This is a genomic window from Pseudomonas sp. AP19 (assembly GCF_001728855.1).
GTDB classification, from domain to species: Bacteria; Pseudomonadota; Gammaproteobacteria; order Pseudomonadales; family Pseudomonadaceae; genus Aquipseudomonas; species Aquipseudomonas fluorescens.
This window is the reverse complement of the sequence record NZ_LXJP01000017.1, coordinates 1-18768: the sequence shown is the minus strand read 5'-3', so window position 1 is coordinate 18768 and position 18768 is coordinate 1. Positions and strand designations below refer to the sequence as shown.

The window sequence follows — 18768 nt, the reverse complement described above, 5'->3', positions numbered from 1 at the left end:
GTTTGCACACCTGACCGTTTGACCCTCAAGCCACGAGGCACCTCATGATCCGCGAAGAATTCCTGCGTTTGGCCGCTGCCGGCTATAACCGTATCCCCTTGGCCTGCGAAACCTTGGCCGACTTCGATACGCCGCTGTCGATCTACCTGAAACTGGCCGACGAGCCCAATTCCTACCTGCTGGAATCGGTACAGGGCGGCGAGAAATGGGGCCGTTACTCGATCATTGGCCTGCCGTGCCGCACCGTGCTGCGCGTGCATGACCACCATGTGAGCATTACCCAGGACGGCGTCGAGATCGAAAGCCACGACGTCGAAGACCCGCTGGCCTTCGTCGAAGCGTTCAAGGCGCGCTACAACGTGCCGACCATTGCCGGCCTGCCGCGCTTTAACGGCGGCCTGGTGGGGTATTTCGGCTACGACTGCGTGCGTTATGTGGAAAAACGCCTGGGCAAATGCCCGAATCCAGACCCGCTGGGCGTGCCGGACATTCTGCTGATGGTCTCTGACGCGGTGGTGGTGTTCGACAACCTCGCCGGTAAGATGCACGCAATTGTCCTCGCTGACCCTTCCCAGGCCGATGCCTTCGAGCAAGGCCAGGCCAGCCTGGAAGCCTTGCTGGAAAAACTGCGCCAGCCGATCACCCCGCGTCGTGGCCTGGACCTCAGCCGGCCGCCGGCTGCCGACCCGATCTTTCGTTCAAGCTTTACTCAGGATGACTACGAGCGCGCGGTCGACACGATCAAGGAATACATCCTGGCCGGTGACTGCATGCAGGTGGTGCCGTCGCAACGCATGTCCATCGACTTCAAGGCTGCGCCGATCGATCTGTATCGCGCGCTGCGTTGCTTCAACCCGACGCCGTACATGTATTTCTTCAACTTCGGTGACTTCCACGTGGTGGGCAGTTCGCCGGAAGTGCTGGTGCGCGTCGAAGACAATCTGATTACCGTGCGCCCGATCGCCGGCACTCGCCCGCGTGGCGCGACCGAAGAGGCTGATCTGGCGCTGGAAGAGGACTTGCTCAGCGACGACAAGGAAATTGCCGAGCACTTGATGCTGATCGACCTCGGGCGTAACGACACCGGGCGCGTTTCGGAAATCGGTTCGGTGAAGCTGACCGAGAAGATGGTGATCGAGCGCTATTCCAACGTGATGCACATTGTGTCCAACGTCACCGGCGAGCTGAAAGCCGGGTTAACCGCCATGGACGCGTTGCGCGCGATTCTGCCGGCGGGCACGTTGTCGGGTGCACCAAAGATTCGCGCGATGGAAATCATCGACGAACTGGAACCGGTCAAGCGTGGTGTATACGGCGGCGCTGTGGGGTATTTCGCCTGGAACGGCAACATGGACACCGCGATTGCGATCCGTACCGCCGTGATCAAGGATGGCGAGCTGCATGTACAGGCCGGTGGCGGGATTGTTGCTGACTCGGTGCCGGCGCTCGAATGGGAAGAAACACTGAACAAACGCCGCGCGATGTTTCGGGCTGTGGCGTTGGCCGAGCAGACTCCTCAGGGTTAACGGTCGACCCAGATCCAAATGTGGGAGCGGGCTTGCCCGCGAATGCGCAGTGTCAGTCACTGAATAAGTAGCTGATCCACCGTATTCGCGAGCAAGCCCGCTCCCACATTGGTATCTACTGTCCTTAAGACTTCATCAGAAATCCAGACTCACCCCGACACTCACTCCTTGCTGGGTCAGGCTGTCATCCTTCCTCACGTTATACACCGCCCGCAACGCCAGTTCCTGAGTCAGCTTGTGGCTAATGCCGAGGTTCAGGCGATCCGAATTGCTGCGAGGTGTGTAGCCGTCCAGCTTGAAGTCGATTCCCTGCACGCTGTTGAGTGAAATGTTTACCTTCTGAGCATCGTTTTCGAACTCGTGCTCGTGGGCCACTTCACCAAACACCTGGGTTTGCGGGGTGACGCGGTAGCTGCCCTGCAGGCCGACGCCGAGACGCTTGGAGTCGCGTTGCTGGTCATCAAACGTCAGTGCCGTGGAGCGGTTGTCCTTTTCCGAGTAACCGTTCACTTCGACCCGCGCATAGTCGGCGCTGATAAACGGTGACAGGTGCCAATCGCTGCCGGCTCCAGCAATGTCGTAGCCCACTCGGCCGCTCAAGGCCCAGAGCCAGCCATCGGTGTCGCCTTTTTCGGAGCCTTCACTGACGCCCAGGGCGAACTTGCGCTTGAGGCTGTCGAAGTCCAGCTTGCCGCCGGTCAGCGCCGCATCGGCCCACCAGTGATTTTGCTGGTATTGAGCGAAGGCGGTGCCCATGTAGCTGTTGAGCGTGTAGTCCGAGTCGCGTGCGCCGACTTCGAGTGTCTGGCGATACAGCCCGGCGGCCACACCGACGCGCCAGTTGTCGTCGAGCCGGTAGCTGCCGCCGACATTCACGTTGTAGCCACTGCCGTCGCCACTGGCCGAGCTGCGTTGATCATCGAAGTCCAGGTGCTGGCCACCACCGGCCACGATCGCGCGCCATTGGCCGACGGCTTGCCAGTTGCCGTTGTCGGCCTGCCATTGGTTGCGCAGTTCATCCTGGTGGGCGCGCAAGGTGCCTTGGGCCATCTCCGGCAGCAAGGTGATTTCCCAAGGGGCTGCAAGCAGGGAATAGGCGTAGTCGGCGATCAGTTGTTGGCCGGCAATGGTGGGGTGGACCGAGTCGTTGTAGATCAGCTTGGTTGGGTCCGGCTGGGTGCCGCCGATGCCGTAGATCGGGTTGGCGGTGCAGCTGTTGCCGCTGAAGCAGGTGCCCGTGAGGTTTTGCCCGGTGGCCAAGCCAAAGCGGGCCGGGTCAGCGAAGGTTTCGTTTAACAGCAGCGGAATATTCAGCGGGATGATCTGGGCATCGATCTGCGACAGGCGTTGCACCAGTGACTGGTTGAAGATCCCGCTCAGGGCCGAGCTTGCTGCCTGCGCTGGCGTGCCGTTGATGGCGGGGGTCAAGCCCAGGTCGGGCAGCATCCACACCATGATGTACCGCGCCCCGGCCTGTTGCAGGGTTTGGGCACTGTCGGCCAGGCGCCCACCTGCGGCAACCGCTTGACCGGGGCTGAGCACACGCCCTTGCAGGAAGTCATTGCCGCCACCGGACAGAAAATACAGCGCGTTCGGGTCGGCCCGCCCGCCGTTTGCCGGCAGATAACCCTGGCGACTGCGCAAAACGGTACCGCCGCCGGGGTTTCCAGGTGGAATCGCTGCATTGGAGACTGAGGTGATGGAGTCCAGGATGTTGTCGGTACGGTAGCCGCCGACCGCCCAGTTGTTCCCGTCAGGCAGGCCTTGTGCCGCGCGAACCGGCGAGGTGGAGGCATTCAGGTCGTTAGGTGCGACACCCAGTTTCGAACCCAGGAGGGTCGATGAGACAAGGCCATAGTTGCCCTGAAAGGTCGGCCCGGTGCGGTTGGTGAAGCGCAAAGTGGCGCCGGCCGAGCCATCGGGGAACTGGCCGGCGTCTGCCAGGCTGTCGCCAAAAACGACCATGGTTGAATAGGGTGAAGGGGCTGCAAACGCCTGCGCGCAGGCCAGGGACAAGAGGGCGCCGGCGAGGGGTGCGAACAACGGTGGTCTGAGCATGCGAAATTCCATTTAGTTGTTTTTGTATCGGATGCGAAACACTAGCAATGTAGTGAGGGTTTTCGTCGAAGAAAACTATTTTTTCCTATAAAGACACCGTAGTGATTCCCCCGTATTCGCTGCTCCATATTGCACCGCTGGCGAGGCTACGTTACTGTGCCTGAACGTATGAATGAGACCCTTCCCGTGTTGATCATCAGCAAACTCTTGATGCGAGTAGTCAAGGCACACGCCCGTTGGCGTTGGCGCGCCTGACATTTTTCTCTGCCGGCCCGGCCGGACCTGTACCGATTTGCCTTCTTCACCCGTTGTTCGACGCCCCTTGCCGGCTAACCCTGGCAACCGGAACGTGCGTCTGGCAGCGGGACACTCTCTTGGAAGGCGGTCATTCGAAATCAGTGAATTCAAGAGGTTTGAACCCACATGTTGCTGATGATTGATAACTACGATTCCTTTACCTACAACGTTGTGCAGTACCTGGGCGAACTCGGTGCCGAGGTCAAGGTGGTGCGTAACGATGAACTGACGGTTGCCGAAATCGCTGCCCTGAACCCGGAGCGTATTGTGGTTTCGCCTGGCCCTTGCACGCCGACCGAAGCGGGCATTTCGCTCGAAGCCATCCAGTATTTCGCCGGCAAATTGCCGATTCTGGGCGTGTGCCTGGGCCACCAGTCCATCGGCCAGGCCTTTGGCGGTGATGTGGTGCGCGCCCGCCAGGTGATGCACGGCAAGACCAGCCCGGTGTTCCATAAAGACCTCGGTGTATTCCACGGGTTGAACCTGCCGGTGACGGTAACCCGTTACCACTCGCTGGTGGTCAAGCGTGAAACCCTGTCCGAGTGCCTGGAGCTGACAGCCTGGACCCAATTGGAAGACGGCTCCGTCGACGAGATCATGGGCCTGCGCCACAAGACACTGAATATCGAAGGGGTGCAGTTTCACCCCGAGTCAATCCTGACCGAGCAGGGCTACGAGCTGTTCGCCAACTTTCTCAAGCAAAGCGGCGGCACGCGCTAAGGACTTTCCATGGATATCAAGACTGCCCTGAGCCGTATCGTCGGCCACCTGGACCTGAGCACCGCTGAAATGAGCGATGTGATGCGCGAGATCATGACTGGCCAATGCACCGATGCGCAGATTGGCGCGTTCATGATGGCGATGCGCATGAAGAGCGAAAGCATCGACGAAATCGTCGGTGCCGTATCGGTCATGCGGGAGCTGGCGGACAAGGTCGAACTCAAGACCCTCGACGGTGTGGTCGATGTGGTCGGCACCGGCGGTGACGGTGCGAATATTTTCAACGTGTCCACGGCGGCGTCCTTTGTGGTCGCAGCGGCCGGCTGCACCGTGGCCAAACACGGTAACCGTGCGGTCTCCGGCAAAAGCGGCAGTGCCGACTTGTTGGAAGCCGCCGGGATCTACCTGAACCTCACGCCCGTACAAGTGGCTCGCTGCATCGACAGCGTCGGCATTGGCTTCATGTTTGCCCAATCCCATCACGGCGCGATGAAACACGCCGCCGGCCCGCGCAAGGACCTTGGCCTGCGTACCCTGTTCAACATGCTTGGCCCGCTTACGAATCCGGCCGGTGTGAAACATCAGGTGGTAGGCGTGTTCAGCCAGGCCCTGTGCCGGCCATTGGCTGAAGTGCTGCAGCGCCTGGGCAGCAAGCATGTATTGGTGGTGCATTCCAAAGATGGCCTGGACGAGTTCAGCCTGGCGGCACCGACCTTTGTGGCGGAGCTGAAGAACGATCAGGTCACTGAATATTGGGTCGAACCTGAAGACCTCGGCATGAAAAGCCAGAGTTTGCATGGACTCTCAGTGGAGAGCCCGGCAGCGTCCCTGGAGCTGATTCGTGATGCTTTGGGGCGCCGCAAGACTGAAAATGGCCAGAAAGCGGCAGAAATGATTGTGCTCAATGCCGGCGCGGCGCTGTATGCCGCGGATCATGCCTACAGTCTTAAAGAGGGCGTGGCCCTCGCTCATGATGCTTTGCATACCGGGCTCGCTCGCGAGAAACTCGAAGAACTGGGTGCCTTTACTGCGGTGTTCAAAATGGAGAATGAAGGATGAGTGTTCCGACCGTTCTGGAAAAGATCCTGGCCCGCAAGGCTGAAGAAGTCGCCGAGCGTCGCGCCCGTGTCAGCCTGGCCGAGCTGGAAAGCCTGGCGAAAAGCGCCGATGCTCCGCGTGGCTTTGCCAATGCGATGATCAAGCAGGCGAAGGAAAAGCAGCCCGCCGTCATTGCTGAGATCAAAAAAGCTTCACCCAGCAAGGGCGTGATTCGCGAGATCTTCATTCCTGAAGACATTGCCAAGAGCTACGAGAAGGGCGGCGCCACGTGTTTGTCGGTGCTGACCGATATCGATTTCTTCCAGGGTTCCGATCTGTTCCTGCAGCAGGCCCGCGCTGCGTGCAAGTTGCCGGTGATCCGCAAGGACTTCATGGTCGACCCTTACCAGATCGTCGAAGCCCGTGCCTTGGGCGCCGACTGTGTGTTGCTGATCGTCTCGGCGCTGGATGACGTGAAAATGGCAGAGTTGGCGGCAGTCGCCAAAAGCGTCGGCCTGGATGTGCTGGTCGAAGTGCACGACGGCGACGAACTTGAGCGAGCGCTGAAAACCCTCGACACACCGTTGGTGGGGGTCAACAACCGTAACCTGCATACATTTGAGGTCAGCCTGGAAAACACGCTCGACCTGCTGCCACGTATTCCGCGCGACCGCTTGGTGATTACCGAAAGTGGCATCGTCAACCGCGCCGACGTTGAACTGATGGAAATCAGCGGTGTGTACTCGTTCCTGGTGGGCGAGACCTTCATGCGCGCCGAGAACCCGGGCGCGGAACTGCAACGTCTGTTCTTCCCTGAGCGTGGCGTGGCCGTCAGTGGTTCGACCCTGGATTGATTGAAGTGCGGTTGTGTGTCTATTTATGGCGATAGGTGTTCGATGCTCAAGCCAGTGCCGATGACAGTTGAAGCAGGCCTTGCCGCCGAGCAAGACCTGCTGGCGGCCGTTTGCGCGGGCGAGCAAGCATTTGGCCTGCTGTTTTGGCAGCCCAGTGATCAGGCCTTGGTCATGCCGCGCCGGTTGAGCCGCTTGCCGGCGTTTGATGCGGCCAGCCAGATCTCGGCCGAGGCCGGTTGGCCGGTATTGCTGCGCGAAACCGGCGGTGAGCCGGTGCCGCAGTCCGCCGCGACCGTTAATATCGCGCTGGTTTACGCGCCACCGCGCAGTGAAGGCGATCAAGGGCGGATCGAAACCGGCTACCAGCGTTTGTGCCAGCCGATCTGTGACTTTCTGATTGAGTTGGGTGGCGATGCCAGTGTCGGTGAGATTGACGGCGCCTTCTGCGACGGCCGTTACAACGTCAACCTCAATGGTCGCAAGATGGTGGGCACCGCCCAGCGCTGGCGGCAGAGCGGCGGGCGGCCGGTGGGGTTGGTGCACGGTGCTTTATTGCTGGATAACGATCGCGAGGCGTTGATTGCGGCGGTCAATCGCTTCAATGAAGCGTGTGGCCTCGACCAGCGGGTGCGTGCCGACAGCCATATTGCCTTGCACGAAGCGTTTCCCGCGCCGGATGCGATCACCCGGCTGGATGCGTTGTACCGTCAGATGCTGGCCGGGTTCCTGCCGGTTTAACGCGTACCGAACACCACCATCGTCTTGCCTTTGACGTGCACCAGGTTGCGTTCTTCCAGGTCCTTGAGCACGCGACCGACCATTTCCCGTGAGCAGCCGACAATGCGCCCGATTTCCTGGCGCGTGACTTTGATCTGCATGCCGTCAGGATGGGTCATGGCGTCTGGTTGCTTACACAGTTCCAGCAGGCAACGGGCCACGCGGCCGGTAACATCAAAGAACGCCAGGTCGCCGACTTTGCGGGTGGTGTCGCGCAGCCGTTGGGCGATCTGACCGCTCAGGGCGTACAGGATGTCGGGATCATGCTGGGCCAGTTCGCGGAACTTCGTGTAACTGATCTCAGCCACTTCGCACTCGATCTTGGCCCGCACCCAGGCGCTGCGTTCCTGCTCTTTGCCCGCCTGTTCAAACAGGCCCAGTTCCCCAAAGAAATCGCCGGTATTGAGGTAGGCGATGATCATTTCGCGGCCATCTTCATCCTCAATCAGGATGGTGACCGAGCCCTTGATAATGAAGAACAGTGTTTCCGAACGTTCGCCCGCACAGATGATGTTGTGCTTGGCCGGATAGCGCCGGCGCTGGCAATGCATCAACAGTTTGTCGAGGTTCTTGATCTTGGGTGTGGGAGTAAGAGCAACCATGGTTGTATCCCGGAAAGACTGCACGGTGTGGTTGGATTTATTTTTCTATCCAGCGGCGTCGGCATTGATACACGCTGTACAAAGGATGGCAATGCGCCATTGAATTGGCGCCAGCTTAACAGACACATTCTGCCTCGATTAAGGAATTTGCTCGGCAGAGACTGCTATTTATCACTTTCATGCTGGACGCTGCGGTTTCAAAGCCCTGTGCTAAGCTGGCGACCCTTTTTTAGCAGTGGAGTCTGGGCGATGAAGGCACGCATCCAATGGGCGGGCGAGGCCATGTTCCTCGGTGAGTCGGGCAGTGGCCATGTAGTGGTCATGGATGGCCCGCCGGACGCCGGTGGCCGTAACCTGGGCGTACGCCCCATGGAAATGCTCCTGCTGGGTGTCGGCGGTTGCAGCAATTTCGACGTGGTCAGCATCCTGAAGAAATCCCGTCAGGCCGTGGAAAGCTGCGAAGCCTTCCTGGAAGCCGAGCGCGCCACTGAAGATCCCAAGGTATTCACCAAGATCCACATGCATTTCGTGGTGAAGGGCCGGGCGCTGAAAGAGGCTCAGGTCAAGCGTGCCATCGAGCTGTCTGCCGAGAAGTATTGCTCGGCGTCGATCATGCTCGGTGCGGCTGGTGTAGCGATCACTCATGATTACGAGATCATCGAGTTGGGTTGAGACACACGGCAAAAGAAAAGGGCGCTTCGATAGCGCCCTTTTTTGTGGATCAGTTTTGAGGCACTTAGATTCGATAGGTGCTTTTGGTCATGACCTTGGCCAGCAGGCTCATGCCAAACCGCACCGGTGCCGGGAAGCGGAAGCCGCCGGCATCCAGTGCGCTATCGGCGTGATGTTCTTCATCAATGCGCATTTGTTCAAGAATGGCGCGGGACTTTTCGTCTTCGGCCGGCAGTTGCTCCAGGTGTTCATCCAGGTGTTTGCAGACCTGATGTTCCGTGGCGGCGACAAAACCGAGGCTGACCTTGTCGCTGATCAACCCGGCAGCCGCGCCGATACCGAACGACAAACCGTAAAACAGTGGGTTGAGCACGCTGGGGTGGCTGCCGAGCTGGCGAATACGTTGCTCGCACCAGGCCAGGTGGTCGATCTCTTCTTCGGCCGCATGTTCCATCGCTGCGCGTACTTGCGGCAGCTTGGCGGTCAGCGCCTGGCCTTGGTACAACGCCTGGGCACAGACTTCGCCGGTATGGTTGATGCGCATCAGGCCGGCAACATGACGGGTGTCGGTTTCGCTCATCTGCGCGTCGGGCTGCACGATGGCCGGCGATGGGCGGTACGGTTGGCCGCTGAACGGCAACAGCGTGCGCATGGCCGTGTCGGCTTGCAGCAACAGACGGTCAATCGGCGAGTAGTGACGTTGGGTAGTCATGCTGACCTCCGGAAAGAATCTCGGCGGCCAGTTTACCGCAAGACAGGGTGATGCGTTTGCGCTGAGTCAGGGCATAGGGTCGCAGCCCCGGGCTGCGACCGTTGTTGCAGGTCGATCAGCCCGGTGGCCAGTTCATCTGGCGCTGACCCAGCACGTGCATATGAATGTGATAAACGGTCTGGCCGCCATCCTCATTGCAGTTCATGACCACGCGAAAGCCTTTCTCGCAGCCTTGCTCCACCGCCAATCGCTGAGCGGTGAACAAAATGTGGCCAGCGAGGGCTTTGTCTTCTTCGGTAAGGTCGTTGAGCGTACGAATCGGCTTTTTCGGAATTACCAGAAAATGCACGGGCGCCATTGGGGCAATATCGTGGAAGGCGAGGACCTGGTCATCTTCATAGATGATCTTCGCGGGTATTTCCCTGTTGATGATCTTGGTGAACAGAGTATCCACAGCTGTTTCTCCATTGTGAAAGTGCAGGGGAGTGTACCCAGCCAGTCAGCGTGGGCAATAGGCCTTGTTGATCGCGCCGGCAATCTTGCGCGTCAGCCAGCGTGGGCTGAACCGCGGGCTGAAGGCCAGCCAACGGTTGCGCCGCCCGGGAATGATGATGGCTTTGTTTTTTTCCAGTGCGCGCACGGTGTAGAGCGCGACTTCTTCCGGGCTCATCAGCTGTTGGCTGCGGTCGAGCTTGGCGGTGTCCATTTGCGCAGTGCCGAAGAACGCAGTGCGTGTCGGGCCGGGGCAGAGGACCGAGACCTTGATGCCGCAGGTCTTGAGCTCTTCGCGCAGGCCTTCGGAGAAGTGCAGCACATAAGCCTTGCTGGCGTAGTAACTGCTCATCCATGGGCCCGGTTGAAAGGCCGCGACCGAGGCAACGTTGAGAATCTGGCCTCCACCATTCAGGGCCATGGCGTTACCCAGGGCATGACACATACGCGTGAGGGCCAGGATGTTGACTTCGATCAGGTCTTGCTCGGTCATCCAGTCCTGGGCCAGGAACGGCCCGCTGGTGCCCATACCGGCGCAATTGACCAGCAGGTCTATCTGGCGCTCACCTTCTTCAAGCTCCAGCAGAAACCCGGACAAGCGCAACGGCTCGCCCAGGTCGCAGGCACGAAACAGCACCTCGACGCCAAAGCGTTGAGTCAATTCGATTGCAATGCTTTCCAACTGATCACGCTGGCGGGCCACCAGAATCAAGCTGCGGCCGCGACGAGCCAGTGCTTCGGCCAAAGCCAGGCCGATGCCGCTGGATGCGCCGGTGATCAGAGCGTAACGGGTCATGCCTTTCTCCATCGCAACGCCGCCGGGCCTGTGACAGAGGCATCACAGGCGGCGGGCGTTTCTTCACTGTTCTGGAGAGTCTACAGGTTCGGCTGTGTCCTCAGCACTTTGCGCGCTGTCTTCTTCATCAACGGTGACGCTTTGATCGGTGGCGTCATCGGAGGTGATGGAGCTGCTTTCGTAGCTGCTGTCCATATTGGCTTCGAGTTGGTTCAAGTAGCCGTTCATACCCAGCGTCACCAGAATGGCGAACATCACCGGAATGAATGCCAGCCACAGGGCCGCCAACACTTTCACTGCAGTGGAGTTGCGCGGAGGCGGTGCGCCGTATTGGTTGGCGCCGGCGTTACCCGGCAACACCAGCAACAGGATCGGGAAGACGCTGTTCACCAGGGGCACCAGGTGCAGGAACCACAGCCAGCCCGACCAACCCAGGTCGTGCAGGCGTTGCACACCGATTTGCACACTGACCCAGACAATCGCAACAACCAGCGCGAAGCCCAGCAGCGAGCCGAGAATGATGCCGGCGGTCGGCGAGGCGGTCGCCACGGCAAAGCTCGCGGTACTGATGATGCCGCCAGCGACCAGCATTGCCAGGGTCAACACCAGCGTCCAGGCGAGATACCGCAGACGCCCGATACGCCCGTTGATAGTGAAGACCTTGAGTGTCGAGTATTCCTCGGTGTGGTCACCCACTGCGGCGCGCGGTGGAGCGTAGGGCGAAGTAGCGGAGCGTGAGAAGTCAGACGCGCTGCTATCCGTCTCGTGAGCTTCGGCCAGGCTGAATGCCACGGGTTGCTCAGGTTCGATACGTGCATCGACCCCGGCGTTTTTCAGTGCTGTGAGGTAAGTTTCGGCATCGGAACGGGACAGGTCACGCTTGAGCGCAACCGGGCGGCCGGTAAAAAGCTTTTCGATGGCTGCCACGTCGCTTTTGAAGAGTTCGGCGAGGTTGAGCTTGGCAGTGGTGCTTTCGACACCCGGGAGCAAGGCCCCGTCAAACACAATCTTGAAACGGTTGTCGCTCATGCGGGCATCCTTGTCTCTTAATCAGGGAGGTTATCCAGGCCTGCAGTAGACAGGCCTGACGGTTGTCAGCGTGGCCAGCGAAGTTGTGCCGCCTGCTCGCGAGCCTTGCGGTATTCGGCATCCAGGCGGGCAATCAGTTCATCGACGCTGGGCAAATCATTAATCTCACCGACGCCCTGGCCGGCGGACCATACAGTTTTCCAGGCTTTGGCCTCGTCGCTCAACGGTTTGAGCTTGGAGCCGAAGTTTACTTCACCTTTGCCTTGTAAGGCAGCGAGGTCGAAACCGGCGTTTTCCAGGCTCTGGCGCATAAAGCTCGCGGGTACGCCAGAGACTGCGGGAGTGTGCACGATGTCGGCGGCGCGCGATGTGAGCAGCATCTCTTTATAGGCATCCGGGGCGTGGCTTTCAGTCGTGCCGATAAAGCGCGTGCCGAAGTACGCCAGGTCAGCGCCCAGCACCTGGGCGGCGAGAATCTCGTGCCCATGGTTGAGGCAACCGGCCAGCAGCAGGGTCTTGTCGAAGAATTGGCGAATCTCGGCAATCAGCGAAAATGGGCTCCACGTGCCCGCATGGCCGCCGGCACCTGCAGCCACGGCAATCAGGCCGTCAACACCGGCTTCTGCGGCTTTCTCGGCATGGCGCCGAGTGGTGACATCGTGAAACACCAGGCCGCCGTAGCTGTGCACGGCGTCGACCAATTCCTTTACTGCGCCCAGGCTGGTGATGACGATCGGTACTTTGTGCTCGACGCAGATCGCCAGGTCGGCTTCCAGCCGTGGGTTGCTGTTGTGCACGATCAGGTTCACGGCATACGGCGCAGGGTTGTCCAGTTGTGCCAGGCCCGCTTCGATTTCTTCCAGCCAGGCCTTGAAACCGCTGCTTTCGCGCTGGTTGAGCGCCGGGAAGCTCCCGACCACCCCATTGCGACAGCAAGCCAGGACCAGTTGCGGGTTGGAAATCAGAAACATCGGCGCAGCCACGACGGGCAAGCGCAGACGTTGTTCGAGCAAAGCAGGCAATGACATTGGAGGTACCCCGAGTAATTGGAATTAGAACGGTTTGACCACGACCAAAATTACGATAGCCAGCAATATCAGAACGGGCACTTCGTTGAACCAGCGATAAAAGACGTGGCTGCGGGTGTTTTCGCCACGGGCGAAGCGTTTTACCTGTGCGCCGCACATATGGTGGTAGCCGATCAGCAGTACCACCAGCGTCAGCTTGGCGTGGATCCACGCGCCGGATTGAAAGATGGCGGGGTTGAGGTAGATCAGCCAAGCCCCGAACACCAGGCTGGCAATCATCGCCGGGCCCATGATGCCGCGGTACAGCTTGCGCTCCATGACGCTGAAGCGTTCTTTGCTGACGGTGTCTTCACTTTGTGCGTGGTAGACGAACAGGCGTGGCAGGTAGAACAGCGCGGCAAACCAGCAGACGATGCTGACGATGTGGAAGGCTTTGACCCATAGATAGAGCATTTCTAGTTATTCCCAGGTTCACGGTAACTGAAGATAGTAGTGGCTCATGCGCCCTTACGTCACGTTGACGGTTGTCGCAGGACGATACGGCCCCTATTATCGACGGCTTTCCAGTGGGTTCGTTGAGGGCAGGTTTATGGTCAAGGTCGGTATCGTCGGCGGCACGGGTTACACCGGTGTCGAATTGCTGCGTCTGTTGGCTCAGCATCCGCAAGCTGAGGTGGTGGTCATCACCTCCCGATCCGAGGCCGGGCTGGCCGTTGCCGACATGTACCCGAACCTGCGAGGTCACTATGACGGCCTGGCATTCAGCGTTCCGGACATCAAGACCCTCGGCGCGTGTGATGTGGTGTTCTTTGCTACCCCGCACGGAGTGGCCCATGCACTGGCTGGCGAACTGCTGGCTGCCGGGACCAAAGTCATTGATCTGTCGGCTGACTTCCGTCTACAGGACGCCGATGAGTGGGCCAAGTGGTACGGCCAGCCGCACGGCGCGCCTGAGTTGTTGGAGGAAGCGGTGTATGGCCTGCCGGAAGTCAATCGCGAGCACATCAAGCAGGCGCGCCTGATTGCGGTGCCGGGTTGCTATCCCACCGCGACGCAGTTGGGGTTCCTGCCATTGCTGGAAGCCGGGTTGGCGGACACTTCGCGCCTGATTGCGGACTGCAAGTCGGGCGTCAGCGGCGCCGGTCGTGGTGCTGCCGTGGGTTCGTTGTACTCCGAGACCTCGGAAAGCATGAAGGCCTATGCAGTAAAAGGACATCGTCATTTGCCGGAAATCCGCCAGGGGCTGCGTCGTGCTGCCGGTAAGGATGTGGGCCTGACCTTCGTTCCGCACCTGACGCCGATGATCCGTGGCATTCACTCCACGCTGTACGCAACCGTTGTCGATCGCTCGGTAGACCTGCAGGCGCTGTTTGAAAAGCGTTATGCCAACGAACCGTTCGTCGATGTAATGCCTGCCGGCAGCCATCCGGAAACCCGCAGCGTGCGCGGCGCCAACGTGTGCCGTATCGCGATTCACCGGCCGCAGGATGGCGACTTGGTGGTGGTGTTGTCGGTGATCGATAACCTGGTCAAAGGCGCGTCGGGCCAGGCGGTGCAGAACATGAACATCCTGTTCGGCCTGGACGAGAAGCTGGGCTTGTCCCATGCGGGCATGTTGCCTTAAGGCTTCGCGGTTGATTTCAAAAGGCCCGTTGATCGGGCCTTTTGTGTTTTTAATGGCGGCAGCGCAGATTGATATACCGTAACAATAGTTGACCGCTTTTCTAGGAGAAGCGGATAATGCCCGTCATTACGCATATGGCGGCGGTACGCCGGGAGATTATCAGCATGAGCGTTGAGTCCTTCACCCCCACGGCTTTGCAATTCACCCACGGTGCTGCGCACAAGGTGAAGAGCCTGGTCGATGAAGAGGGTAATGATCGCTTGAAGCTGCGCGTATTTGTTACGGGCGGCGGTTGTTCAGGGTTTCAGTACGGTTTTACCTTCGATGAAGATGTAGCCGATGATGACACCATCGTCGAGCGCGAGGGCGTCAGCCTGGTCGTGGACCCGATGAGCTTCCAATACCTGGCAGGTGCCGAGGTGGATTACCAGGAAGGGCTTGAAGGTTCGCGTTTCGTGATCAAGAACCCAAACGCCACCACCACCTGTGGTTGCGGGTCTTCGTTCTCGATCTGATCGGCAGCGGATACAAAAACGCCGCATGGCTTAATGGGCCACGCGGCGTTTTGCTGTCTGCAGATTTTGCAGGGTGGTCAGGCGGGGTAGATCGCGCCCAGCACCCGCAGCCCGTGTGCGCCGGTGACGCTCGGGCGGTTGGCGGCGATGCCTTCCAGGCAGCAATGGGCCAGCCAGGCGAAGGCCATGGCTTCAACCCAGTCGGGGTCCACGCCGTAAGTGGCGGTGCTGCTCACTTGGGTGGACGGCAACAGCGCCGCCAGACGGCTCATCAGTGCGGCGTTATGCGCGCCGCCACCACAGACCAGCAAGGTTTCGGTGTCGGCTTGTGCGGCTTGCAGGGACTCGACGATGGTCGATGCGGTCAGCTCAAGCAGGGTTGCTTGTACATCCTCGGGTTGAAACGCCGGCAATCGGCCGAGGTGATGTTGCAGCCATCCCAGGTTGAAGACTTCACGGCCGGTACTTTTCGGGCCCCTGGTCAGGAAGAAGGGGTCGCTGAGCAGCGCGTTGAGCAGCTGAGTCTCGACTTTGCCACTGGCGGCCCATTGGCCGTCGCGATCAAACTGTTCGCCACGTTGATGGTTAATCCAGGCGTCAAGCAACACGTTGCCTGGGCCGCAGTCGAAGCCGGCTACAGGTTTGCCGGTCTCGATCAGGCTGAGGTTGCTGAACCCGCCGATATTTAACACCGCGCGGTTGCCGGTACGTTCCCCGAATAATGCTTCATGAAAGGCCGGCACTAATGGTGCACCCTGGCCTCCGGCGGCAACGTCGCGACTGCGAAAATCACTGACGACGGTAATGCCAGTCAGCTCGGTCAGCAGGGCCGGGTTGCCGATCTGTACGGTAAAGCCCCGTGCAGGTTCGTGGCGAATGGTCTGGCCGTGGCTGCCAATTGCGCGAATGTCCTGAGGCGTGAGGTTCTGCTGGGCCAGCAAGGCGTGGATGCCTTGGGCTGCAAGTGTCACCCAGTGTTGCTGGGCAATCGCCGAGCGGGCGATTTCGTCAGGGCCGCTGGCGCACAGGCCTAGCAGTTCGGCGCGCAGGGTTTCAGGCATAGGAATGTAGTGAGTGGCGATCAAGTTGATCGCCGGGGCTTGCTCGATCAGAGCGATGTCCAGGCCATCGAGGCTGGTCCCGGACATCACGCCTATATAGAGCGGCATACCTTAACGCTTCGCCGAGGCCAGCAGGGTAGAGCGCTCCTGGTCCATGCGTGCCATCAATGGCTGGCTTTGTTGCAGGAAGCGCGCGCGCTCGGCTTTGGCGATAGGGTCGGCCATCGGCAGCTTCTGGCCCAATGGGTCGACGTGGACGCCGTTGACCTGGAACTCATAGTGCAAATGCGGGCCGGTGGACAGGCCGGTAGTGCCGATGTAGCCGATCACCTGGCCTTGCTTCACGTTGCTGCCCGTGGAGACGCCTTTGGCAAACCCTTGCATATGGCCGTACAGCGTGCGGTAGGTGTTGCCGTGCTGGATGATCACGGTATTGCCGTAGCCACCGCGACGTCCGGCCAGCAGGACCTTGCCATCACCGGCCGCTTTGATTGGCGTGCCACGTGGAGCGGCATAGTCGACGCCTTTGTGGGCGCGGATTTTGTTGAGGATTGGATGCTTGCGACCCATGGAGAAACGCGAACTGATGCGAGCGAAGTCCACTGGCGTGCGGATGAAGGCTTTGCGCATGCTATTGCCATCAGCGGTGTAGTAGCTGCTATTGCCTTGTTTGTTGGTGTAGCGAACAGCGGTGTAGGTCTTGCCACGGTTGGTGAAGCGCGCGGAAAGAATGGCGCCGGTGCCGACCACCTTACCGTTGGCGACTTTCTGTTCGTAGATCACGTCGAATTCGTCACCCTGGCGAATGTCCTGGGCGAAATCGATGTCGTAGCCAAATACGCTGGCCATGTCCATGGTCATGCTGTGTGACAAGCCGGCGCGGGCGGCCGATTGTGACAATGAACTGTTGATCACACCGTGCACGTAAGCTGAGCGCATTACCGGTTTGGTGGTGATGCGGTTGAAGGCAAAGCCTTTGGCGCCCTTGGTGAGGGTAATGCTTTCGAGGTCGCTGACATTGCTGTGCAGGTTCTTCAGTTGGCCATTGGGCGCCAATTCGAACTCAAGCTTCTGGCCGTGTTTGAGCTGGGTAAATTGCTTGGCTTGTTTATCGCTGGCCAGCACCTCATTAACAGCAGAGGTGGGCAGGCCGACCTTTTCGAACAGCGTTGAAAGCGTATCGCCTTTGGCGACGATGACTTCGAGGTGCAGGGGATTCTTTGGGGGGACCGCTGCAGCCGGCTCTTGAGCGGCGTGTTGAGTGTCTTCGGGTGTGCTTTCTATCTGTGCAAACGGTGAATCGGCTGGCGCGTTTGTGGCTTGTTGCGCGTCAGAAGCGTCTTGATCTTGTGTCAGTTGTTCAACTGGACTTTCCAGGTCAAGGCTCAGGGATGTTCGTTTGGCTTCTACGTCACTGGAAGGGAATACCAGGAGTGCCAGGCTGAGAAGGGCGGCGATACCACTTGCGGCGAGCAGGTGGGTCTTCGGGTAAAGCGGCGGCGCTTTAGACGGTTCTGTGGTCATAAGTAATTTTGACTTTGAAGATGAAATGGAAAAGATGAATGACATGATGAAGATGAAATAACTGTATAAAATATAACCAAATCATCTGTGGCGCAAGCTCGCGAACGCTGGGCTTGCTGAACGGTGTCCGTGCGCAGGGCAAAACTTGTAATTAGTCCCTGATCTTGTATGGTTGGTTCCCTTTTGAATCTGAGCCTTGCGGGTCTGTTATGAAGTCGGTTGAAGAGCAGCTAGCGCTGATAAAACGTGGTGCGGAAGAACTGTTGGTCGAGGCCGAGCTGATCGAAAAGCTCAAGCGTGGCCAGCCCCTGCGTATTAAGGCTGGCTTCGATCCAACGGCGCCAGACCTGCACTTGGGTCATACGGTGCTTATTAACAAGCTGCGCCAGTTCCAGGAACTGGGGCACCAGGTCATCTTCCTTATAGGTGACTTCACCGGGATGATCGGTGATCCGAGCGGCAAGAGCGCCACGCGCCCGCCGTTGACGCGTGAGCAGGTTCTCGACAATGCCGAGACCTACAAGACTCAGGTGTTCAAGATTCTCGATCCGGCCAAGACCGAGGTGGCATTCAACTCCACCTGGATGGACCAGATGGGGCCGGCAGATTTCATTCGCCTCACCTCCCAGTACACTGTGGCGCGCATGCTTGAGCGTGATGATTTCGACAAGCGCTACTCCACCAATCAGCCTATCGCGATTCATGAGTTTCTTTACCCGCTGGTACAAGGGTATGACTCGGTGGCACTGCGCGCGGACGTTGAGCTTGGCGGCACCGATCAGAAGTTCAACCTGCTGATGGGGCGTGAGTTGCAGCGCGCATACGGCCAAGAGGCTCAGTGCATTCTGACCATGCCGTTGCTGGAGGGGTTGGATGGCGTCAAGAAGATGTCCAAGTCCTTGGGTAACTATGTGGGTATCCAGGAAGCGCCGGGTGTTATGTATGGCAAGCTGGTTTCGATTCCAGATGCGCTGATGTGGCGTTACTTCGAGCTGCTGAGCTTCCGTTCGATGGATGAGATTAATGCGCTGCGCGCTGAAGTCGAGGCGGGCGCCAATCCGCGTGATGTGAAGATCAAGTTGGCGGAGGAGATTGTTGCGCGCTTCCACGGTGAGGAGGCTGCGGCGAGTGCTCATCGTGCGGCGGGTAACCGTATGAAGGATGGCGAGCTGCCGGATGATCTGCCGGAGATCGAATTGACTGCTGCTGAAGCGATGCCGATCGCTGCCGTCCTTAATAAGGCGGGCCTGGTGAAGAACTCTGCGGTTGCTCGCGACCTTTTGGGTTCCGGTGGTGTGCGTATAGATGGTGAGGTTGTCGATCGCACCTTTATATACGAGCTGGGCGCTACCCATGTTTGCCAGGCTGGCAAGAAGGCATTTGCGCGTATTACGCTCAAATCCGAATAAAGCTGGAATTAGGTGTTGACGGCGAATTATATCT

At 59.2% G+C, this 18768-nt stretch carries 19 protein-coding genes; 9 read left to right on the top strand and 10 right to left on the bottom strand.

Annotated elements, in window-relative coordinates; all coding sequences use genetic code 11:
* Nucleotides 1-44: 44 nt before the first annotated feature.
* Nucleotides 45-1526, top strand: a complete 1482-nt coding sequence (trpE, locus tag A7D21_RS14150) for an anthranilate synthase component I (RefSeq protein ID WP_053258303.1) — start codon at nucleotides 45-47, stop codon at nucleotides 1524-1526.
* Between the two features lie 135 nt (nucleotides 1527-1661).
* On the opposite strand, the gene estP is transcribed toward trpE, so the two are convergent.
* Nucleotides 1662-3584: an esterase EstP gene (estP, locus tag A7D21_RS14145; RefSeq protein ID WP_069551965.1), complete on the bottom strand. Its 1923-nt coding sequence runs from the start codon at nucleotides 3582-3584 to the stop codon at nucleotides 1662-1664.
* Between the two features lie 423 nt (nucleotides 3585-4007).
* Here estP and A7D21_RS14140 point away from each other — a divergent pair, with 423 nt between their 5' ends.
* The 4 genes from A7D21_RS14140 to A7D21_RS14125 are packed head-to-tail and all read left to right on the top strand — an operon-like array spanning nucleotide 4008 to nucleotide 7231.
* Nucleotides 4008-4601: an aminodeoxychorismate/anthranilate synthase component II gene (locus tag A7D21_RS14140; protein WP_069551964.1), complete on the top strand. Its 594-nt coding sequence runs from the start codon at nucleotides 4008-4010 to the stop codon at nucleotides 4599-4601.
* A 9-nt stretch (nucleotides 4602-4610) separates the two neighbouring features.
* Nucleotides 4611-5660 carry an anthranilate phosphoribosyltransferase gene (gene trpD, locus A7D21_RS14135; protein ID WP_053258300.1) on the top strand — a complete coding sequence of 350 codons (1050 nt, stop codon included), beginning with the start codon at nucleotides 4611-4613 and terminating at the stop codon, nucleotides 5658-5660.
* On the top strand, nucleotides 5657-6493 hold the full coding sequence (trpC, locus tag A7D21_RS14130; protein WP_053258299.1) for an indole-3-glycerol phosphate synthase TrpC: 837 nt from the start codon (nucleotides 5657-5659) through the stop codon (nucleotides 6491-6493). Before trpD ends, trpC begins: the two co-directional genes overlap by 4 nt.
* 42 nt (nucleotides 6494-6535) lie before the next feature.
* A complete protein-coding gene (locus A7D21_RS14125) occupies nucleotides 6536-7231 on the top strand; it encodes a lipoate--protein ligase family protein (RefSeq protein WP_053258298.1) in 696 nt (231 codons plus the stop codon).
* Here the strand turns inward: A7D21_RS14125 and crp are convergent.
* Complete coding sequence (gene crp, locus A7D21_RS14120; protein WP_053258297.1) at nucleotides 7228-7872, bottom strand: cAMP-activated global transcriptional regulator CRP; 645 nt, start codon at nucleotides 7870-7872, stop codon at nucleotides 7228-7230. The two genes, A7D21_RS14125 and crp, sit on opposite strands and share 4 nt — an antisense overlap.
* Before the next feature lie 249 nt (nucleotides 7873-8121).
* Here crp and A7D21_RS14115 point away from each other — a divergent pair, with 249 nt between their 5' ends.
* On the top strand, nucleotides 8122-8544 hold the full coding sequence (locus tag A7D21_RS14115; RefSeq protein ID WP_017138086.1) for an OsmC family protein: 423 nt from the start codon (nucleotides 8122-8124) through the stop codon (nucleotides 8542-8544).
* 64 nt (nucleotides 8545-8608) lie between these two features.
* Here A7D21_RS14115 and coq7 read toward each other — a convergent pair whose 3' ends face one another.
* The 6 genes from coq7 to hemJ form a co-directional block, all read right to left on the bottom strand.
* Entirely contained in the window at nucleotides 8609-9256 is a 648-nt protein-coding gene (coq7, locus tag A7D21_RS14110) for a 2-polyprenyl-3-methyl-6-methoxy-1,4-benzoquinone monooxygenase (protein WP_053258296.1), read from the bottom strand.
* Nucleotides 9257-9371: 115 nt separating this feature from the next.
* Nucleotides 9372-9710: a histidine triad nucleotide-binding protein gene (locus tag A7D21_RS14105; RefSeq protein WP_003210943.1), complete on the bottom strand. Its 339-nt coding sequence runs from the start codon at nucleotides 9708-9710 to the stop codon at nucleotides 9372-9374.
* 45 nt (nucleotides 9711-9755) lie between these two features.
* Nucleotides 9756-10544: an SDR family oxidoreductase gene (locus tag A7D21_RS14100; protein ID WP_069551963.1), complete on the bottom strand. Its 789-nt coding sequence runs from the start codon at nucleotides 10542-10544 to the stop codon at nucleotides 9756-9758.
* Between the two features lie 63 nt (nucleotides 10545-10607).
* Nucleotides 10608-11573, bottom strand: a complete 966-nt coding sequence (locus tag A7D21_RS14095) for a DUF805 domain-containing protein (RefSeq protein WP_053258294.1) — start codon at nucleotides 11571-11573, stop codon at nucleotides 10608-10610.
* A gap of 65 nt (nucleotides 11574-11638) precedes the next feature.
* Nucleotides 11639-12601 carry a nitronate monooxygenase family protein gene (locus tag A7D21_RS14090; protein ID WP_069551962.1) on the bottom strand — a complete coding sequence of 321 codons (963 nt, stop codon included), beginning with the start codon at nucleotides 12599-12601 and terminating at the stop codon, nucleotides 11639-11641.
* A 24-nt stretch (nucleotides 12602-12625) separates the two neighbouring features.
* Nucleotides 12626-13054 carry a protoporphyrinogen oxidase HemJ gene (gene hemJ, locus A7D21_RS14085; RefSeq protein WP_069551961.1) on the bottom strand — a complete coding sequence of 143 codons (429 nt, stop codon included), beginning with the start codon at nucleotides 13052-13054 and terminating at the stop codon, nucleotides 12626-12628.
* Between the two features lie 136 nt (nucleotides 13055-13190).
* On the opposite strand from hemJ, the gene argC reads away from it, so the two are divergent.
* Nucleotides 13191-14225 carry an N-acetyl-gamma-glutamyl-phosphate reductase gene (gene argC / locus A7D21_RS14080; RefSeq protein ID WP_053258291.1) on the top strand — a complete coding sequence of 345 codons (1035 nt, stop codon included), beginning with the start codon at nucleotides 13191-13193 and terminating at the stop codon, nucleotides 14223-14225.
* Nucleotides 14226-14389: 164 nt separating this feature from the next.
* The gene (gene erpA / locus A7D21_RS14075) at nucleotides 14390-14740 is read left to right on the top strand and encodes an iron-sulfur cluster insertion protein ErpA (RefSeq protein WP_003176443.1); all 351 of its coding nucleotides are present in this window, start codon (nucleotides 14390-14392) and stop codon (nucleotides 14738-14740) included.
* A 77-nt stretch (nucleotides 14741-14817) separates the two neighbouring features.
* Here erpA and A7D21_RS14070 read toward each other — a convergent pair whose 3' ends face one another.
* Together A7D21_RS14070 and A7D21_RS14065 are read right to left on the bottom strand one after the other, a co-directional pair.
* On the bottom strand, nucleotides 14818-15909 hold the full coding sequence (locus tag A7D21_RS14070) for an anhydro-N-acetylmuramic acid kinase (RefSeq protein ID WP_053258290.1): 1092 nt from the start codon (nucleotides 15907-15909) through the stop codon (nucleotides 14818-14820).
* A 3-nt stretch (nucleotides 15910-15912) separates the two neighbouring features.
* Nucleotides 15913-17325 carry a peptidoglycan DD-metalloendopeptidase family protein gene (locus A7D21_RS14065; RefSeq protein WP_069551960.1) on the bottom strand — a complete coding sequence of 471 codons (1413 nt, stop codon included), beginning with the start codon at nucleotides 17323-17325 and terminating at the stop codon, nucleotides 15913-15915.
* Between the two features lie 209 nt (nucleotides 17326-17534).
* Here A7D21_RS14065 and tyrS point away from each other — a divergent pair, with 209 nt between their 5' ends.
* Nucleotides 17535-18734, top strand: coding sequence for a tyrosine--tRNA ligase (tyrS, locus tag A7D21_RS14060; RefSeq protein WP_069551959.1), 1200 nt, complete (start codon nucleotides 17535-17537; stop codon nucleotides 18732-18734).
* Nucleotides 18735-18768: the final 34 nt, after the last annotated feature.